At 37.2% G+C, this 17911-nt stretch carries 16 protein-coding genes; all 16 read left to right on the top strand.

Features of this window, described 5'->3' with window-relative positions:
• The first annotated feature begins 97 nt into the window (after positions 1 to 97).
• Positions 98 to 1414: a glucosaminidase domain-containing protein gene (locus tag IW510_RS19005; RefSeq protein ID WP_236674823.1), complete on the top strand. Its 1317-nt coding sequence runs from the start codon at positions 98 to 100 to the stop codon at positions 1412 to 1414.
• A gap of 49 nt (positions 1415 to 1463) precedes the next feature.
• Positions 1464 to 1796, top strand: coding sequence for a hypothetical protein (locus IW510_RS19000; RefSeq protein WP_202062354.1), 333 nt, complete (start codon positions 1464 to 1466; stop codon positions 1794 to 1796).
• Between the two features lie 184 nt (positions 1797 to 1980).
• Entirely contained in the window at positions 1981 to 3846 is a 1866-nt protein-coding gene (locus IW510_RS18995; RefSeq protein WP_202062353.1) for an immunoglobulin-like domain-containing protein, read from the top strand.
• A complete protein-coding gene (locus tag IW510_RS18990; RefSeq protein ID WP_202062351.1) occupies positions 3833 to 4189 on the top strand; it encodes a hypothetical protein in 357 nt (118 codons plus the stop codon). Before IW510_RS18995 ends, IW510_RS18990 begins: the two co-directional genes overlap by 14 nt.
• Positions 4190 to 4198: 9 nt before the next feature.
• Complete coding sequence (locus tag IW510_RS18985) at positions 4199 to 4561, top strand: hypothetical protein (protein WP_202062349.1); 363 nt, start codon at positions 4199 to 4201, stop codon at positions 4559 to 4561.
• Positions 4562 to 4599: 38 nt separating this feature from the next.
• Positions 4600 to 5298, top strand: a complete 699-nt coding sequence (locus IW510_RS18980) for a hypothetical protein (RefSeq protein ID WP_202062347.1) — start codon at positions 4600 to 4602, stop codon at positions 5296 to 5298.
• Positions 5276 to 7171, top strand: a complete 1896-nt coding sequence (locus IW510_RS18975; RefSeq protein WP_202062345.1) for a VirB4 family type IV secretion system protein — start codon at positions 5276 to 5278, stop codon at positions 7169 to 7171. The genes IW510_RS18980 and IW510_RS18975 overlap by 23 nt, the downstream gene beginning before the upstream one ends.
• Positions 7172 to 7175: 4 nt before the next feature.
• On the top strand, positions 7176 to 9182 hold the full coding sequence (locus IW510_RS18970) for a VirD4-like conjugal transfer protein, CD1115 family (protein WP_202062343.1): 2007 nt from the start codon (positions 7176 to 7178) through the stop codon (positions 9180 to 9182).
• A gap of 24 nt (positions 9183 to 9206) precedes the next feature.
• A complete protein-coding gene (locus tag IW510_RS18965; protein WP_202062341.1) occupies positions 9207 to 10454 on the top strand; it encodes a hypothetical protein in 1248 nt (415 codons plus the stop codon).
• A gap of 2 nt (positions 10455 to 10456) precedes the next feature.
• Positions 10457 to 11347: a conjugal transfer protein TrbL family protein gene (locus IW510_RS18960; RefSeq protein WP_202062339.1), complete on the top strand. Its 891-nt coding sequence runs from the start codon at positions 10457 to 10459 to the stop codon at positions 11345 to 11347.
• 15 nt (positions 11348 to 11362) lie between these two features.
• Positions 11363 to 12445, top strand: coding sequence for a lysozyme family protein (locus tag IW510_RS18955; protein ID WP_202062337.1), 1083 nt, complete (start codon positions 11363 to 11365; stop codon positions 12443 to 12445).
• A 20-nt stretch (positions 12446 to 12465) separates the two neighbouring features.
• Positions 12466 to 13029: a hypothetical protein gene (locus IW510_RS18950; protein WP_202062335.1), complete on the top strand. Its 564-nt coding sequence runs from the start codon at positions 12466 to 12468 to the stop codon at positions 13027 to 13029.
• A 4-nt stretch (positions 13030 to 13033) separates the two neighbouring features.
• The gene (locus IW510_RS18945) at positions 13034 to 13315 is read left to right on the top strand and encodes a hypothetical protein (protein WP_202062333.1); all 282 of its coding nucleotides are present in this window, start codon (positions 13034 to 13036) and stop codon (positions 13313 to 13315) included.
• On the top strand, positions 13312 to 14379 hold the full coding sequence (locus tag IW510_RS18940) for a hypothetical protein (protein WP_202062331.1): 1068 nt from the start codon (positions 13312 to 13314) through the stop codon (positions 14377 to 14379). Before IW510_RS18945 ends, IW510_RS18940 begins: the two co-directional genes overlap by 4 nt.
• On the top strand, positions 14376 to 15566 hold the full coding sequence (locus tag IW510_RS18935) for a hypothetical protein (protein WP_202062329.1): 1191 nt from the start codon (positions 14376 to 14378) through the stop codon (positions 15564 to 15566). Before IW510_RS18940 ends, IW510_RS18935 begins: the two co-directional genes overlap by 4 nt.
• A 6-nt stretch (positions 15567 to 15572) precedes the next feature.
• Complete coding sequence (topB, locus tag IW510_RS18930; RefSeq protein ID WP_202062327.1) at positions 15573 to 17738, top strand: type IA DNA topoisomerase; 2166 nt, start codon at positions 15573 to 15575, stop codon at positions 17736 to 17738.
• The last annotated feature ends 173 nt before the right edge of the window (positions 17739 to 17911 follow it).

Below are 17911 nucleotides of genomic sequence, written 5' to 3'. Positions count from 1 at the left end.
GATTGTATGAGGACAATGATTAGCTAAATCATTGTCCTTTTTTAAAAGGACAACGCCTGAAACCGCTGAGCGAAGCGCCAAACAAGGAGGAACCATTTTGAAAAAAACATTAGCATTACTATCAGTATCAGTATTACTAGCAAGTTCATTCCCAATTACAACTTACGCTGAAATGGGGAACGTGCCAGAAAATCCTGTAACAGAAGAAACAACTACAGAAACAGAAGAGACAGGATCAAGTGAAACAACAGATTCTAGTACAGAAGAGTCTGTGTCTAACCCAGAGCCGGAAACGCCAGAAAGTTCTACAGAAAGCCCTGAGCCTGTTCCGACACCAACACCGCCTACAACAAATGAAACACCAACGCCTGCCCCTACAACTCCTGTGGAGCCGGATACTGGATCAAACGGATACATTAGCGAGCAACCTGCAGCTGTAGTACCGCAAAATGAAAATTCAGTAACAATAAAAGTAGATCCAAGCAGCTTCCACTTTGAAAAATCAACAACTACAGAAGAGTTTGTAGAACAAATTGGAGAACATGCGCGTGAAATCGGCCAAGAAACGGATCTATTTGCTTCTGTTATGATTGCTCAAGCAATTTTGGAAAGTGGGTCTGGATCAAGTCAACTAAGCCAAGAACCTTACTACAATCTATTTGGTATTAAAGGTGAATATGAAGGTCAATTCGTAGTATTCCCTACTTTTGAACAAACAGAACAAGGAGAATCTTACCAAATTGAATCTATGTTCCGTCAGTATCCTTCTTACAAGGAATCTTTCCAAGATTACTCTGAGTTACTGACAGAAGGTGTTTCATGGAATGCTGAAATCTATGCCGGCACATGGAAAAGCAATGCGAGCAGCTACCAAGAAGCCACAGAAGCTTTGACGGGAACATACGCGACAGATATTGAGTACAATCAAAAGCTTAATGGCTTGATTGAGACATATGATCTAACGCGTTTTGACAACAAAAAAGAAGAAGCAGCACCTGCAGCAACAAGTGTTATCAACACTGCAACACATGAAGACAGTGATTTTGAAGATTACGACGGAACAGAAATGGGAGCATATGCTTATGGGAACTGTACAGCTTACGCTTACAACCGTGTTTTCCAATTAGGTAAAACAATTCCTGCTACTTTAGGAAACGGAATGGATTGGACGTACAACGCAGTTGTATCTGGTTTAACAGTTAAAAACAAGCCTGTAAGTGGATCAGTTGTTTGTTTCCAACCAGGAGTTGCTGGGGCCGACAGTAGATACGGTCATGTAGCCTTTGTCGAACACGTTTATGAGGATCAATCAATTTTGATTTCTGAGTCTAATGTAATTGGTCTGAATCAAGTATCATTTAGAGTTATTCCAGCCAGTATTGCGAGATCAATTGATTACATTGTTCCGTTGTGATAGGTGACTAGAATAACTTTTTTTAAAAAAAGTTATTGAGGTGAGATTTTTGTGTAAGAAATGTTTACAAGCAAGTGCAAAGGAAGAAATTAGTCTAATCAACAACAAGAAAGAAATTAGACTCGAATACAACCCCAAAGGGATTTTAAAAAATATTTTTGTTAAGCACAACAAGCTTTTAGAGCTTGAAGAAAACAAACTACTATCCAGGGAATCAATTTCATTGATTCACACAGTCAATTTGATTAAAGCAAAAAGATCAATGGCCATAAAAGTCTGTATTGGAAAATACACTTCAACGAAAGAAGAGGTAAACATTGCTCAGTTCAATGTTCGTGAGCGGATTACTAAAGAAGAGATAGAAAAATACTTTAACGAATGAACAACTAAGCAAAAGCATAACTTACTATCTGGACCTTAAAAATGCCAAAAAGGAGCGGTTTAAAATGTTGCTGCAGTCATTCCTGCAGTTGAGGCCTCAAACAGTTTGAACACGGCCACTTAAAAGCATTAAAAAGTTTAGATTTTAACAAATGTAGATAAATGCTAAGGAAGGAGATTTTTAAATGACTACAAAAGTTACTAAAAAGCAGGCTTTAGTCGCAAGTTTTGTAACTCTCGTTTGTGCTTCTGCTATAGCCTTTACCCAATGTAACAATATTTCAGGTAAAGAAAATGATCCGACTGTTTCAAGCAGTTCTGGTTCAGAGAAGAAGACGACAAGCAGTGTAGAGCCGGAAAAAGGCAAGAAGGAAAAAGAAAAAAGTTCTAAAGAAGTGATCACGGATAAAGAACGGAAAAAAATTGACCAGATCATTTCAAATTCAACTACGTTAGGGGAGTACACGACCGAACGATTAGGACTTTCGGATTCTAACCACGTCACTAGAGTTTTGAATCAAGATATATCGTCAATACTTCCAAAACCTGCAGTATCTAACACACCAACAACACCAGTTCCAGAAACGCCAGTTCAGAATAATCCGCCAGCTCCAGAAAATCCATTACCGGAACTACCAACTCCGCCAGTACAGTCAACACCACAAATCATTTTGGCTGCCAGCGAAATTGTTATTGGTCAAGGAACTGCTTTCAGTGCGTTCAATTATTTTACTGTAGCAGACTCCGGAGATAGCGCTCCAAAAGCTAGTGTAACTGAGATAGACACATTTGTACTTGGTTGGCAAACAGTAAACATTTATGTTCAAAATAAATTTGGCAACACAGCTACTGCAGTCTTGCGAGTATTTGTAAATGCCTTTCCACAAATTACAGTTTCAAACTCTCACGTTGAAATTCCTATGGGAAGCAATGTAAACCTTCTTGATTATGTGAGTGCAACAGATTTTGAAGATGGAGATATATCAGGATATATTGCTGTTGATTCTGGAGGGTTCACAACGAGTAAAGAGGGTGAGTTCGTCGTGACATATTATGTTAAAGACTCCCTGCAGTTTAGCGCTATACCTAAACAAATTACTTTCCATGTTACTAATGCAGCACCGGAGATTATTGCAAAAGATATTGAGATCGAAATTGATCAACCATTTAACCCACTGGAGCATGCTAGAGTTTACGACCGAGAAGGTGAAAACATTGAATTGACAACGGAAAACATACTTGAAAACACGGTAGATGTTACTTCTGAGGGGACGTACACAGTCAAATACGGCAACGTAAAAGACTCTCAAGGAAAAGCAGCAGCTGATGTTTCTATAAAAGTTAAGGTAGTAAATGAAGCTCCGAAGATTTCTGCACCAGAATTCACTTTACACATAGGCGATTCCTTCGATAAGGAAGCATACAAAAAAACAATCAATGTAACAGACCGTGAAGACGACAAGAATGGGAAGGACATTGAAATTACTTTTGATGAAGCAGCACTGAACCTTGTTTCTACAACCGAAGAAAAAGAATTCAGTATTTCAATAAAAGCTGTTGACTCACATGGTAAGGAAACAACCATTACAGGAACAATCAAAATTATCAATGATAAACCGACTATAACGGGTGTAGAAGATACAGAAATTTCAGTTGGAGATAACTTCAATCCGTTAGCTGGAGTAACTGCTACTGATTACGAAGACGGAGACATTCCGGTAACAAGCATTACCGTTGGTGGTACAGTCAACAGCAACATTCCTGGTGAATACACGCTAACTTATTCTGTAGTTGATAGCCACGGAAAAAAATCGGATACCTACACAAGAAAAGTAACTGTCAAAGCGCTAGATAGTAAAATTCTTTCTTCTCCGGTTCCATTTATCACTAATGAAACAAAACAATCCCCAACAAATGAGTATGTTGAAAAGATTGGCACGGTGGAAACTAGCGAAGAAAGAAAAGAAGAGGATTCTACAACCATGAATTCAGAAAAAAAAGAAGAGACTGATGAAACAACCGAAAGGATAGAAGAACATGAAAAGAATTAAGGGAGCATTTTTGAAAGCGAAAGATAAGATCAACTACTTATGGGTTTCAGTTGGGATATTTTTACTAATAAATTTTCCAATTATCGCACATGCAGATCGCGCCCAGGCCGAGAAGGAATTGAAAAATGAGTTTACTGCAGCTGCCAATGCTGTTACGAATATTACTGTCTGGTTAGGGGGAGCTGTAACAGTTCTCGCTGTTGCCGTGTCGCTTTTGAGTGGTCAATTTTATCCAGATGAAGCTGAACAAAAGAAAGCTAAGAAAAATGCTACAAACGCTATGTACATTGGTTTAGCAATTACTGTAGTTTCAGCTCTTGTAATGTTAGTCACAGGGAAGTAGTGGTGAAAAATGGAGCAGGAGAAAGAAGAAAAGAAATACCTGATAAATATTGATGTTGACAGTTCTTATGAATTTTCGAGAGGGTTTGGGCTAAAGCAGCTGAGACATTTTGTTGTTTTAGTTCTTCCCTTGCTGCTTCTTATTTGGTTCTTCCCATTAAAACACCCTAATGTAGTTGTAAATTTCCTAATGAGACTTGTAGCGATTGCTGCAATAGGGATTGTTGGCTACAACCTTGTAAAAATCAAAAGATTTGCAGGCTGTGAAGTTACTCAAGTAGATATTTTGGAAGATAAAATGAGATTTAAAAGAAGAATGAAAACCGGGAAGAACGTTTCCCGGTACAACAAACTGAGGGCAAAGGAGGAATGACAATGTTTTGGCCGTTCTCCAAGGATAAAGACCCCTACATGGAAGAATCGACACAAAAATATGTATGGATCACCAGAATGAACCAAGATTCTGTAACTATTGATAAAAAAGGAAAAGAAGAAAAGAAATTCTTAGTAGCTGGAGTTTTTTGTCCGGATGTTAATAGTAAGCTACTAACCAAAGCACAAAAAAACTCTTTAGTTAAGCAGTTGGGCTTAGCATACAAACGTGCTGGTAAAATGCAGTTTAAGAGAGAAAACATGCCTGTAGACATGTCAGATCTTATCAGGACAGAAGAAGAAAAAATCAACTCGCTTAAAAACGAAACAAAAAAACTTCTTCAAGATAGTTACGTAAACTATTTAAAAAAGGACACTCAGGAAGCAAACATGACCGAAAAAAAAGCATACATTTTACTTTTTGAAAACTTCTATAGTGAAGAAGATCATGAAGAAAAGTATATGTTGCTGTTCGAACGAGTAAGTGAGTTGATTTCTAATATGCAATCAATTCTTGATGAAGGATATTCACCAAAGAGACTGACGGGGACTGAGTTGGTTCAAATATTAGAAAAAAACTTGAACAGCTTGAGAGGAAGATTCAACAGATTTATCAGCTCAAGTCCGGAGTTCATAATTTCAGACTCACTTGTAGATGAAAACGAATTGGATCGCCAAATAAGAGAGTACAAAGAAATGGAAGGAGTAGACGAAGTTGTTCAAAAAGAAAAAAGATAAAATAGAGACTTTAGCTACCTTCGACCTTGCAGATCAAATTTCTCCAATGGAAATAAGAGAAGGTACTGAAAAGATTCAAAAAAAGGACCTTGATTACCTTCGTATCGGAGAAGTTTATGAAACGACTGTAATGGCCGTTGATTTGCCACCTGAGCAACCTTGCGGTTGGTTGGCAGAATTATATGATATGGCTGGAAATGACTCTGTAAACCTACATGTGGTGCCGACAGGTACAGGTCTAGCTCTTGATAAGTTGAACAAAACAATTAAGAAAGACCAACGAAACCTTAATGACCCAAAAATTGAAGCAAGTGACACCCTTAGACTGAAAAAGAATATCAAGAAAATGACTAAAGCAATCGAGAATTTACTGGATTCAAGTGCAAGAGGATTCTTTAGAATAGGGCTTACTGTAAAACTCCAGGCCTACACCTTACAAGAACTATCTCTTCTCAAAAGTCGTGTAGAAAACAAGCTCTTAGGAGCAGGAATCACTCCCTTTGTTCCGGTGGGGTCCTTAATGGATGGTTTTGTCACTGCGCTGCCGTATGGAGAGAATAGACTGGAGAGATACACAAATCGAGAAATGGACTCCGAATCATTAGCTTCTTTTTACCATTTTGATTCACAAAATTTTGGTGTCAAAGATGGCTTTGTTTTAGGAGTAAATCCAAACAACAAAGAAACTAAGATTAACATAGACTTGGATTCGCTACCTAACAAAAACATAGTTATTTTCGGAGACTCAGGACAAGGTAAATCAGTAACTTTATGGGAACTGATATGTAGAGTCTACAAAAAATCTGATGATGTTCGAGTAATTATTATCGATCCAGAAAATGAGTATGGCCGATCAGTCAGAAAAATGGGTGGTACTACAATTACTATTTCAAACGGTACTAAAGATGTAATCAACCCATTACAGGTATTTTATGAAAATACAGAAAATGCCGCTGATGAAGAAGGTGGTCTGGAAGAATTAGCCGAAGAACTGGAGGAACGAGACGTTTTTTCAATTCACCTACAGAACAAACAAGAGTTTTTCCGGATATTAGCGCCCAACTGTGATGAAACAACCATGTCATATGTAGACGATTGTTTGAGTGAAGTATACAACAATTTCAACATTGACGAAAACACCAACTTCGAGAATTTGTCTCCAGAAGACTACCCAATTTTGAAAGATCTATACGAAGTAGTCGAAAAAAGACTAGCCGATCCTGCAGGTCGATTTGAGATTTTAAGAAATTTCCAAGTGATTTTGAAGCAATATGTTTATGGAATAAACAAAAAAATATTTAATGGGTACACAAATGTTAATCTTGACAGCGATTTAATTTGTTTCAACATTAAAGATCTAGGCGAAAACACACCAATGCAAATAGCAGCCATGTCTAACCTGGTTCAATACATTTGGGATCTCATTACGAACAATGTCAAAGAAACATACTTTTTTATTGATGAAATGCACGTCTTAAACAACCCGAACTCACCTCAATCTGCAGCTCTGTTACGATCAATATACAAAAGAATAAGAAAGTATGGTCAAAGTGGAGCTATTTCAGCAACGCAGCAACCAGCAGATACATTGAGTATCGAAATTAACGGGGTAAATTACGGAACTGCAGTATTTGACAACAGCACAATCCAGATACTGTTGCCAATGAAGCCAAAATCACTGCAACTACTGAAAGAAGAAGCCAGTATGCAGTTTACTGATGAAGAAGTAAAGATACTCACAATTATGGAACACAAAGTAGGTGAAGGCTTACTTCTCTACGCTAACAAAAAAACTCCAGTGAAATTTGAGCTTACTCCCTACGAGTGGGAGCTTCTTGGTAAGCAGCCAAAAAATCACAAAAAAGCTGGGTGATTAAATGTACGAGACAAAGAAAAGAAACAAGCGAAGAAAGAGTCGATTCTTAAAGACTTACGGACATTTGAAGTTCTTGACTTTTTCAACGGTCTTTCTAATGCTCTTTGCGTTTTTCCTAATCGTTACGATTATTGATTTAAGGGAAGGCCATATCAATTTTTCTGATACAGCAGTATTTGAAAATGTAGGGAGAGCATTTCTTAATAACCTGCAACACCCAATTGCTGCACTACTTAAACTGATAAACAAACCAGATTTATTGAAAATAATTAGCGTTGTTGAGGGCGCGCTTCTTTTTGTATACCTAATGAGATTTTTTGAGACATACAAAAAAGTGAAGCCACACAAGGTCGAAGATGCGAGTGATTACGGTGCATACGGAACAGCCAGCTTTGCAACGAAAAAAGATATTTTCGAAAAAGGTAAAAAAAACTTCCATTCTGATCTAAAGAATGAAAAAGAGTTTGGTTCTCTGATAGGTCAAATTCCTGAAACTAATGAGTATATTATCAGGAAAGCTTCAAGTAAGATAAATTCTCACACTCTGGGTGTTGCTGGTTCTGGATCAGGGAAAACAACAGCTTTTTGTATTAGTCAAATCATACTGAATAAGTTCAGAAGTATTGTGGCTAGTGATGGAAAAGGAGAGCTGTACAAACTAACCAGTAAAGAAAAAGCAAAACAAGGGTTCAAAATCATATATATTGATTTTGTGAAATTTAGTGGAAACTGCTGGAATCCTTTAAAAGTATTGACATTTGATGAAATAGATAATTTCTCAACAGCTTTAGTAGAGTCCACAAATGATGATGCCAACGATATTTGGGGGAACCAAGCAATAAACTACATTTCAGCTTGTATTGCCTACGTAATGGAAGAGTTATCTCCTATTAAAAGAAACATGAAACATGTTAGACAAATCATGAACCTGGGAGAAGAAGAGGTAAAAGAACTGTTCGAAGATTTACCAGATGATTCTATTGCAAAAGATTACTTTAGTGAAGTAGCAGACGCGTCTGGAAACACTTGGACTGGTATTATGTCTACAGCAAAATCAGCAACAAGATTCTGGAAACAAGAGCGAATCAGAAGATTTACTGAAACTTCTGATTTCGATTTTACAGACTTGGGAACTGAGAAAATCGCGCTATATCTAAGAATTCACCCAACGGATAAAACTTTCCGTGGTTTAATCAACACTTTTTTCAAACAATTGTTCAACACTCTTATTGAAGAAGTTGATCGGTTTGGCGGAAGATATCCAGTAAATATTGATTTTGTTTTAGATGAATTTACCAATGTCGGTGAAATTCCAAACTTCCAAGCTATGCTATCGTTTGTAAGAGCGTTAGGTCTAAACATAATGCCTTTTGTTCAGGATATTGCCCAGTTAGTAGAAACCTACGGAGAACACAACACTAAGAGTATAATTGCCAACTGCGACAACTTCGTATTTTTAGGAACAAACGAGGAATCGAACACAGCACAAACAATTATGGATAAGCTCGGTGAAACAACGATTATTTTAAGAAACGAAAGTGATAAAGTTGCTACAGAATCCCTTTCCAATGAATCACAACAATACAATTATGCTAAGAGAAACTTAATGACAAAAAGGGAAGTTTTAGATCTGGACCAGGAAGAAGGACTTTACTTTGCAAGTAAAACTAAACCAATAAGATTTAGAAAAGTCTGGAGTTACAAGTTGTTTGATCTCGAAGAAGCTCCATTTAACTGGCACCTGCAAAGAGAAAGCTTTGACGACACTATACAACCAACTGAGGAGCCAGGTCCAGCTACAGCTACCAAAGAAAAACTGTCTCAAGATTTAGAGCAGGAGATTGAGAAAAGCAATCCAGTTCCTAAACAAGAACCAGAGGTTGAAAAAGGAGAAGTCTCAGATAACACTGATATTTCTACTTCGGTTGATTTAAAAAAAGGACCAACTTCCAGTATACCAAAGGAAAAAGAACAAGAAATGGACTTTGATAGTACCCTGCCGTACTAAATTGAAAGGAAAGGAGTGATTTAAATGGGAGGAATGATCGTTTTTGCTGACGGAATTCTTGAAGAAAATGATCAAGACGAAAAATTCATTTACTCGATTGAAAAAAAGAATGTAAAAAGGGAAGAATTGTTCGAAAACTTGATTTCAGAACAGGAAGACTATGAATGCCGGTTAGTAAGTGTAAACAAGGAAAATCCAGACTGGGTTGTTTTAACCTATCAGAAACCGGAGGAGCTTTCTCTTCTTACAACGTTCAAAAAGAACAAGAAAAGAAAGCAATATCAAGAATCTCTGGATAGCATTGTAGAGCAAGTAATAAAAATTACTTATGATCAAATCGAGAAAGGATTTTTTGTTTTACCAATTCCTGAAAACTTCTTTCTTTCTGAAAACAACAAAGTTTATTTTCTCTACAAAGGTGTTGAAGGTCTTCCGATTACTGGCTACAACTACAACAGTCTATTTGATCATGTAAAAACTTTAGTCGCTTATTTATATGGTAATTACGATTTTAAAGAACTCACTGGAAGAGGAAAGATCCCAACTGAAAGTGCTGTGCTTTTAGATATATCTACGGCGAAGAACTTTCAAGAACTCTACAAAATACTATTTCAAAAAGAAATTAGCCCAGAACTCTTAGAATCAGAAGAAAGCACTGATTTTCCAGACAAGGAACTAAGTAACTCCAAAGAAAAAAGCTTGCAGGAACAAGAACAATCACTGCACCGGCAAACTGAGGAGTCTTCAAATGCTAAGGTGTCAAAATCAACTAGAAAATTTAGGTTAAAAGAGCCAGAAGGAATTAGCTTAAATGAGAAAGCGGAGCAGATTGAATCTCAACGATTAAGAGTAGATCAAAAGCTTAAAACTGTAAAGTTGCATGAAAGCAGCCTTTTAAAAAAGGAGCAAGAGCTGCAGCTGAGAGAAAAAAATCTGGAGAAGCTTGGGAAAAAGCAAAAGAGTAAAAAAGAAAGACTGATTAACCTGTCAATTCTCTCATTATTAACGATTTCAGTTCTGGGGAACATTTTCTTTATTTATGATAAAGCCACTTATCCCAGTAACGTCTCTTTTTTGAAAAAGGATAACAAGGATCTCCAGGATAAAATCGAAAAACATGAAACAACAAACAGTAGTTTGGAAGAGGAGAATAAATCCTTGACGGATTCAAACGAGGAAATCGGAAAAGAACTTGACGAAAACGTAAAGATTATAAAGGAACTGATCAAAAAAAATGAAGAATTAGAAAAAGTAATAAAAGAAGGGAAGTGATAATGTTGGATTGGTTATCAAGCATAGGTGATTTTTTTAACTACGTTACAAACCCAATTGATACGCTAATGGCCTTCTTAATGCAATTAGCTGTAGAAGCTCTTAACTGGTGTCTAGGGCAGCTTATAAACGTTATGAAGCTCACAGACACCTTTGCTGAGGTGAAATTCACTCAAGAGCTATTTCTACTGATTAATTACTCTTGCGGAATACTGGCAACAGCTGTTGCCAGCTATTATCTATTTTCGAATGTATTGGATATCGCTACCGGAGGGGAAGGGGAGCCAATCACCAAGATACTAGGGAAATTTCTTTCTTATGGATACAGAATTTTAGCTATGCCGTTTTTTCTGTTTGTTGCATTAGAGCTAAACTCTGGATTCATTAAAGTGATCCAGGCATTTGGATTGGATTCACAATCAATAGCAGATAACTTAAAACTCTCTAATGATGATAGTACAGCATTTTTAAAAAGAATCAGTTCACTTTTTTCAATTGGAGAAAACTCGGTGCTGATCACTGCATTCTTTGCAGTTATTATGGCCGTAGTCTTTGTTGTTCTCCTATTCCAACTGATTACTAGAACCGGGGACGTATTTTTCTTATACATGTACATTCCACCAATTGCAATAACAGTTTTCTCAAGAGATTTGGATATGTATAGTACCTGGTGGAGACAACTGATCTCAGTTATTGGCGGACAGTCGCTGCAGCTTATAGGAATATATGCTGGTATTCAGTTTCTTTTAGAAGGACACGGAATCATTGGTATGGGAATACTCATTTCTACAATAAGAACGCCTGCTGTTATGAAGGAATTCGCCTACAACACTGGTGGTGGGGGAATTGTGAGACAAGCAGTTTCAACTGGTTCCCTTATGCTTATAAGGTAACAGGAAGGTGATAAAATGGACCCATATTTGACAATGACACTGATAAAAAACAGAAAAACTATTATAAGGATTGTAACAGCTGTTACAGTCCTTATTTTAGGAATATTTTTTCTATTTTCAGACACAAGCTCATTTAAAAATGACGAAACAGGAACCGGAGAAGCTATTGTCTCTCCAGATGTTCTGCAATGGAAATCTGCTATTGAAAAAGAAGCAAAAGCAAATGATATTCCAGATAAGGTAAACACATTGCTGGCAATCATGATGGTAGAGTCAAAAGGCCGGGGCAATGATGTTATGCAGTCAAGTGAGAGCTTAGGTCTTCCTGTAAACAGTCTAAGCCCAGCGGAAAGTATAAAACAAGGTGTTAAATATTACGCTTCACTCCTTCGCGCAGCAAGAGATAAGGGCTGTGATGAAGACTCCGCACTTGCCAGCTACAACTTCGGTGGTGGGTACCTTAATTACGTTGAAAAGAACGGAAAAAAACATACACTCAAAATTGCTGAAAGCTTTTCTCGTGATGTTGTTGCTCCAAGTTTAGGAAATACCAGCGGAACAAAATATGATTACCCGAACCCAATTGCGAATGGTAACGGAAATTACCTGTATTTAAACGGAGGAAATTTCTACTACGTTGATTTAGTAAAAGAATATTTAGCTCCTGTCAACACAGGCTCTTCTGGGACCAGTTCAGCTTCTACAGCTGTTTTAGACACAGTGATGGGACAACATGTCAACAACGGTGAATGTTACGGCCTAACAGCCTTTTACGTAGACAAATTAGGCGGACCGCAACTAATGGGGTCAGGATTTATGAGTGCTGCAAACATAGGTATAGATTACGACTGGGCCAAATACGGTTGGCAAGTAATTTTCAATCCGAAATTTACTGATCTCAGAGCCGGTGATGTTATCAATTGGTCCCAAGGAGAATTGGCAAACTCTATTTATGGGCATACAGGCATTATAAAGTCGGTAGACGTGGGTAAAAAAATGATTGTGACCTATGAACAGAACGCAGGCCAAGGGCGCATATGCGCGATCTACGTGCGAAATTGGAGTTCTTCTATAACGAGTATTGTAAGGAAAAAATGATGAACGAAAGAGGGAACACAATGATAAAAAAATACATGCCATTTGTAGTATTAGTAACGTCAGCAATTGCAGCAGTGACATTGCTGTTCTTCTATCAAGGGGAAAAGAAGAAAGTCGCGGCTTCTCAAGAAAGTTACACAAAACTAGAGGAAAAATACACAGCTGCAGTATCTAAAGAGCAGGCACTGCTAGATCCTGAAACAGCAAACATTTTAAATGATTTTCTCGAAATTTACTACAACTACAATGAAGAAAGTTACTACACTAGGTTCGAGAAGCTAGAAGCAATGACAACAAAAGAACTTCTGGCTGCACTTCAAGGGAATGATTCCCCAAACCTACCGGAACTTGCCGCAGACACTGACAATCAGAAAGGCTTTTTCACAAAAATATCAAATAAACTGGAAGAGAGTAAATCGTTCCTATCTTTGGGAGACGATTTTGAGTTTATTTCGCTTGTATCCCTATACACAGAAACTGAAACATTGAAGTACAAATCACTGACGGTCGCTAAAATCCACTTAAATAATGATAAAAAAGTAGACAGTTTCGAAGTGTTAGTAAATAAACCAGTAGAGGAGTAAACCAATGAACAGAAAAAATCAAAACCTAAAAAAAAGAATCTTCTTATCAATAGCTACAAATGTAGCTTTTCCAATCACTATTTTCATTTTTTTAGCAAAACTAATGGCGTACATTGAACAATACCGGAAATCTTTCGTAGCACATAAACAGTTGTCATTCCACATTATAGTTACTGCAGTAATCATGATCGTACTTTCTATTGCTTACGGTTTTATTTTGAGCAAACTGATCAGAAAACCGGAAAGCATAGATAGCTTAGGATCAGGCGAAGGAGTAGACAAATGATAGAACACATTAAAATCGATCAGGACAACGAATATCAGTACGTAACAAATCCTGAGAATGTTAGTTCAGAAAATAACTTGAAAGCAATCGATTACTTCAACAGGAAGATTTTTCGCTCCCAAAGAGACGGCCGTTTTTGCAAGACCGGTCATTACTTCTTAGATTTTATTCCTCAAATATTTGTAAAGGATATTTGGAATGATCCGGAAGAACTGAAAAATGGAAGCTGTAAAGTTACAATTACTGACCTGTTCAGGAATAAGAAACTAGCAATTGACATGGGAATTGACTGCTTAGTTCCTAACAAGCAATACATTCACGGAACGATTAAAGGGGGTAACAAGGTATTTGGTGGAGCAAGTATCTTAATTGACTCTTGTCTACATTACAAAGAGGAATTCGACGATAAGGATTTTTTTGATAAAAAAATGAACGCTGCAGTCTTCAAATATGTTTCAGAATTTCCCGTTTATGATTGGCGGCTTGATCAGCATTCTTTTAACAAAAATTACCCTTTAAACTTTTTCGATCGTAGTGATTACAAGAAGGTTCTTGCTGAATCTCAGAAAATCAGAGATGAGATCAACAACGAAAAGAAATACAAATATGGCGTGTTTAGAATTCAGGAAGAGTGGGACTATCCATTTCAGGGGAAGAAAATTAAAATGGTTGCTGCAAAGGTGGTTATGGTCCAAGCCTTTTCACCGGAGTGGTTACAGAGTCAAAACTTACCAGCAGATACTCCTGTATTAGCCGACATTGGAGGTGGAGGACATGGTAGGAAGGATATGAGGTTTTCATACATTCACGGAGATATACAAGGAGAAAAGGAATTACCTTCTCACGAATCAAACATGTTTATCACGCTGGATTTGGATATCCTAAATCCGGATGATAGCATTTTCTTCATTAACACAAAGGGACGTGGTGGAGGAAGAGCCTACAAAGTGAATCAAGAATCTAAGTGGACCGTAAAGAATCCATACCCTTTGAACGAAGTGATTGCCCTGCCGATGTTTAGTCATGCCTTTTCAATTAGATCATTGTTGGAGGGGGAATCATGAGAAAAATAGCTAAAGTATTTGATCAAAAAGCTGCAGAAGTAGAAGCGATACTCTCTACTTATGGAAAAGTTCAAGATGAAACCTGCCACCGTCACCGGTGCCAAACAAGAGAGATAGCACGTCACTACACTGTATATTTGAGTACCAGGTCAGAAGATCTACACGAATATTCATTTGATGTTGACTGGTATTACAATGGAGAATTTAGAATTTCCACAGGTAGTGAGCCTATTTACGTTAAAATGCTTGAAAATTTAATTAGTTTAACGGCGGCGTTCTACGATTCTCCATTTGATATAGATATAAAACTCGTAGCACCACAAATACCTAATTATGAAGTAGACATGACTACAAAAAACGTACTAGGAATCGAAGCAATGGAAAAAATAGTTAGTCAAATGTCAATATGCCTTCGGAAATATGCACAAGAAAAGAAGCGAGAAATCATGAAATATCAGTTGGAATATGATCGTGTTTTATTATGTGATCGCCCTTTTAAACTAGAAAAAACGGGTGAGATCATAACTGATATCTCTTTCTATGTTCGCTTTGGTACCATTTTTCAAGGTGAAACTCTAAATGAACAGAAGGTGGAAGTAGGAGAGACTTTCTCTGATTTATCTAGTTTGTTGCGAGTAAGCTATTCCCAAGAAACCAAAAAATTCGAGTTTCACCTTCATGAAGAATATAAAGATGGGTATGAAATCTGTGAGTATTTTGTAGGAGTTGGAGAAGGAATGACGGTTCCTAGAATCTGCAGCAAAGAAGAATTTGATCAAATTATTGAAGAATACGGGGAGTATTTCTCAAGTGATCCAGCTCTTCAATGTTGTTCATTTTCTTCACATGTAGTTGATGATCAAGCAGAAGTATCGCCAAGCACAAAAAAAGAAGCAGATAAAACATGCCAATCACTTTTCATAAAGCAATTGGAAGAAATGCTGCAGGCTGAAAAAGATAGAGTTGATTCAATTTCGAGAGAAGGTACCATGGCCGAAGAGTACAGATCTGAGTGGGCCAAACTCTACAACCAGATTCAAACAGTTGAAAACAAAAAGGATTGGTTAATAAACCAAGATAACATTCATGAGAAAACTTCTGAAATTGTTGATTGGTATGTATACCTTATCAATTTATATAGCGAATACAAAGTTTTTTTAAACAAGGATAATCTGCGAAAGGAATGATTAAGAATGACAACTACAGTAATTTTTGCTGAGAAGAGAAATCAAGCTGATGACTATGCAAAATGTTTCCAAAAACGGGAAAAAATAGGTGGTTACTATAAAATTGAAGATCCTATTTTTTCAGGAAAAGACGTTTACATAGTGAACGCACTGGGTCATTTAGTAAGTCTGGCTGAACCAGAAACGTACAAGGAAGAATGGAAAAACTGGAATCTTTCGGAGTTACCTTTGATTCCTGAGAACTTTGTTTACCAGGTTAGTCCAGATAAAGAAAAACTTTTCAAAAATGCTGAGAAAATATTGAAAAAGGCCGACGAAATCATTATTGCTACCGACATTGACCGAGAAGGTGAGAATGTCGCATGGTCCTGCTTTAATCTGATGGGTTTAGATAAAAGAAAAGTGACAAAACGTTTATGGGTGAATTCTAATGATTTAGAAGAGATTTACACCGGATTCAAAAATTTGAGAGATTCAAAGGAGACATACAACTATTACGTTGAAGCTCAAACAAGGCAACAGTCAGATTGGCTTGTGGGAATGACTGCCAGCCGACTATACACATTACTTCTACAAGAGCATGGGGTAAAAGAGAGCTTTTCTGTTGGTCGGGTTCAAACGCCAACACTCTTTCTTGTATATGAACGCGATCAAGAAATTAAAAATTTCAAATCGCAGCCATATTTCCAACTATCCGCAACAGTAAGTAATGGAAAAGAGAGTTTTTCTGCAAAGATGATTCCTAATGAAAAATTTGACTCCAGTAAAGAAGTAGAGAAATTTGCCGGAGAAAAGAACTTTACTCTTGGTAAAAACCCAGGAGTTATTTCTAAGGTAGAAATGAAAGAGAAGGAAGAGTCAAGTCCACTTCTTTTCTCTCTTAACGCGTTACAGGGGCAGGCCAACAAGTTATTCAAAGTAAGTCCCCAGGAAACATTGGAAGCAGCACAGGAATTATACAACACTCATAAATTGCTCACATATCCAAGAACGAGTATTAAACAAATTACTGAAAAAGAACACTACTACTTGAAGGAAAACATAGGTAAATACCTTAACTTACTGGGTATTCAAGAAGAAAGTCTGCAACTTTCTCCAGAAAAACGGTATGTAGACAATGAAAAGGTGAAGGAACACTATGCAATTATTCCACAAAAAAAGGTTCCTTCGCCGGAGGAACTGGAGAAATTGCCGGAGTTACAAAGAAAAATATACGATCTGGTTTTGAAAACTACAGTTGCTATGTTCCTGCCCAAATATAAGTATGATGAAAAAACTATCACCGCACAGGTAAACTCTACAGAGTTTAGAGCGATTGGAATTACGCCCAAAAACGACGGTTGGAAAAGATTGTTTGGATCTAAGGATAAAGAAGCAAATCAAGAAATTCTCCCAGATTTAATCGAAGGTGAGAAGGTTGATATTGACATTCTCCAGCAAGAAAAGGAAACTAAACCACCTAAAAAATACACAGAAGGTAGCTTGCTCGCTAAAATGGAAAATATTGGGAAAGATACCGAAGATCAAGAAGAAAAAGAAATATTGAACGAAACACTTGGCTTAGGAGAAGAGTCTACACGATCGGCCATTATTGAATCACTAAAAGATAGGAAATACATTGAAGTAGTCAAAAACAAAGTAGAAATCACAAACAAAGGAGAGCTTTTATGTTCTGTAGCTAAACATGAAAGATTACTTTCCACGCCAAGCATGACTGCAGTCTGGGAAAAAGCTCTCAAAGATATAGGTAAGGGGGAACGTCAGCAAGATCAATTCTTAAAGGATATACAAGGATTTCTAAACCATTTGGTAAAGAATGTTCCTTTAGCTTTTGAGTCAGAAGATGTAAAAAACCTTCTTTCCATTTTCGAAAAAGAAAAGGAGGAACAGGCGGCCGCTTCTATTATAGGAGATTGCCCAATATGCAATGAAAAGGTAAGGGACAAAGGAACTTTCTATGGTTGTGATGGCTACAAGAATGATCCGAGTTGTAAATTTTCTCTACCAAAAAAATGGAGTAAAAAGACTTTACCAAAATCTGCAATAAAGCAGCTGCTGGAAGATGGAATTACAAAAACAATCAAAGGTTTTAAAAGAAAATCAGGAGGAAGTTTTTCAGCTAAATTAGAGATAAAGGACGGGGAACTTGGTTTCGTTGAAAAGAAAAAATAGCATATATAAGAGCTGCCAGTATAAAGTTGGCAGCTCTTATACTTTTTAGCAAGAAAGACATTCCTTCTCAGCGGTCCAGTGGGTCCTTGATCAGACCGGAATGCTTTCTCTTTTGACTGCCAGGTACCTAAGCTTTGAGGGAGTCGTCCCTTCTCCCAGTCGCTTTGCTTTGG

This window comes from Enterococcus sp. BWR-S5 (assembly GCF_016745255.1).
Classification (GTDB): domain Bacteria; phylum Bacillota; class Bacilli; order Lactobacillales; family Enterococcaceae; genus Enterococcus_L.
Note: the sequence above shows the minus strand (reverse complement) of the source record. Positions and strands in the feature narration are given on the sequence as shown.

Excerpts from the sequence above, each read along its gene's own strand:
- IW510_RS18995 (WP_202062353.1), top strand. The coding sequence starts at position 1,981 with ATGACTACAAAAGTTACTAAAAAGCAGGCTTTAGTCGCAAGTTTTGTA.
- IW510_RS18990 (WP_202062351.1), top strand. The coding sequence starts at position 3,833 with ATGAAAAGAATTAAGGGAGCATTTTTGAAAGCGAAAGATAAGATCAAC.
- IW510_RS18985 (WP_202062349.1), top strand. The coding sequence starts at position 4,199 with ATGGAGCAGGAGAAAGAAGAAAAGAAATACCTGATAAATATTGATGTT.
- IW510_RS18980 (WP_202062347.1), top strand. The coding sequence starts at position 4,600 with ATGGAAGAATCGACACAAAAATATGTATGGATCACCAGAATGAACCAA.
- IW510_RS18970 (WP_202062343.1), top strand. The coding sequence starts at position 7,176 with ATGTACGAGACAAAGAAAAGAAACAAGCGAAGAAAGAGTCGATTCTTA.
- IW510_RS18965 (WP_202062341.1), top strand. The coding sequence starts at position 9,207 with ATGGGAGGAATGATCGTTTTTGCTGACGGAATTCTTGAAGAAAATGAT.
- IW510_RS18960 (WP_202062339.1), top strand. The coding sequence starts at position 10,457 with ATGTTGGATTGGTTATCAAGCATAGGTGATTTTTTTAACTACGTTACA.
- IW510_RS18955 (WP_202062337.1), top strand. The coding sequence starts at position 11,363 with ATGGACCCATATTTGACAATGACACTGATAAAAAACAGAAAAACTATT.
- IW510_RS18950 (WP_202062335.1), top strand. The coding sequence starts at position 12,466 with ATGATAAAAAAATACATGCCATTTGTAGTATTAGTAACGTCAGCAATT.
- IW510_RS18945 (WP_202062333.1), top strand. The coding sequence starts at position 13,034 with ATGAACAGAAAAAATCAAAACCTAAAAAAAAGAATCTTCTTATCAATA.
- IW510_RS18940 (WP_202062331.1), top strand. The coding sequence starts at position 13,312 with ATGATAGAACACATTAAAATCGATCAGGACAACGAATATCAGTACGTA.
- IW510_RS18935 (WP_202062329.1), top strand. The coding sequence starts at position 14,376 with ATGAGAAAAATAGCTAAAGTATTTGATCAAAAAGCTGCAGAAGTAGAA.
- topB (WP_202062327.1), top strand. The coding sequence starts at position 15,573 with ATGACAACTACAGTAATTTTTGCTGAGAAGAGAAATCAAGCTGATGAC.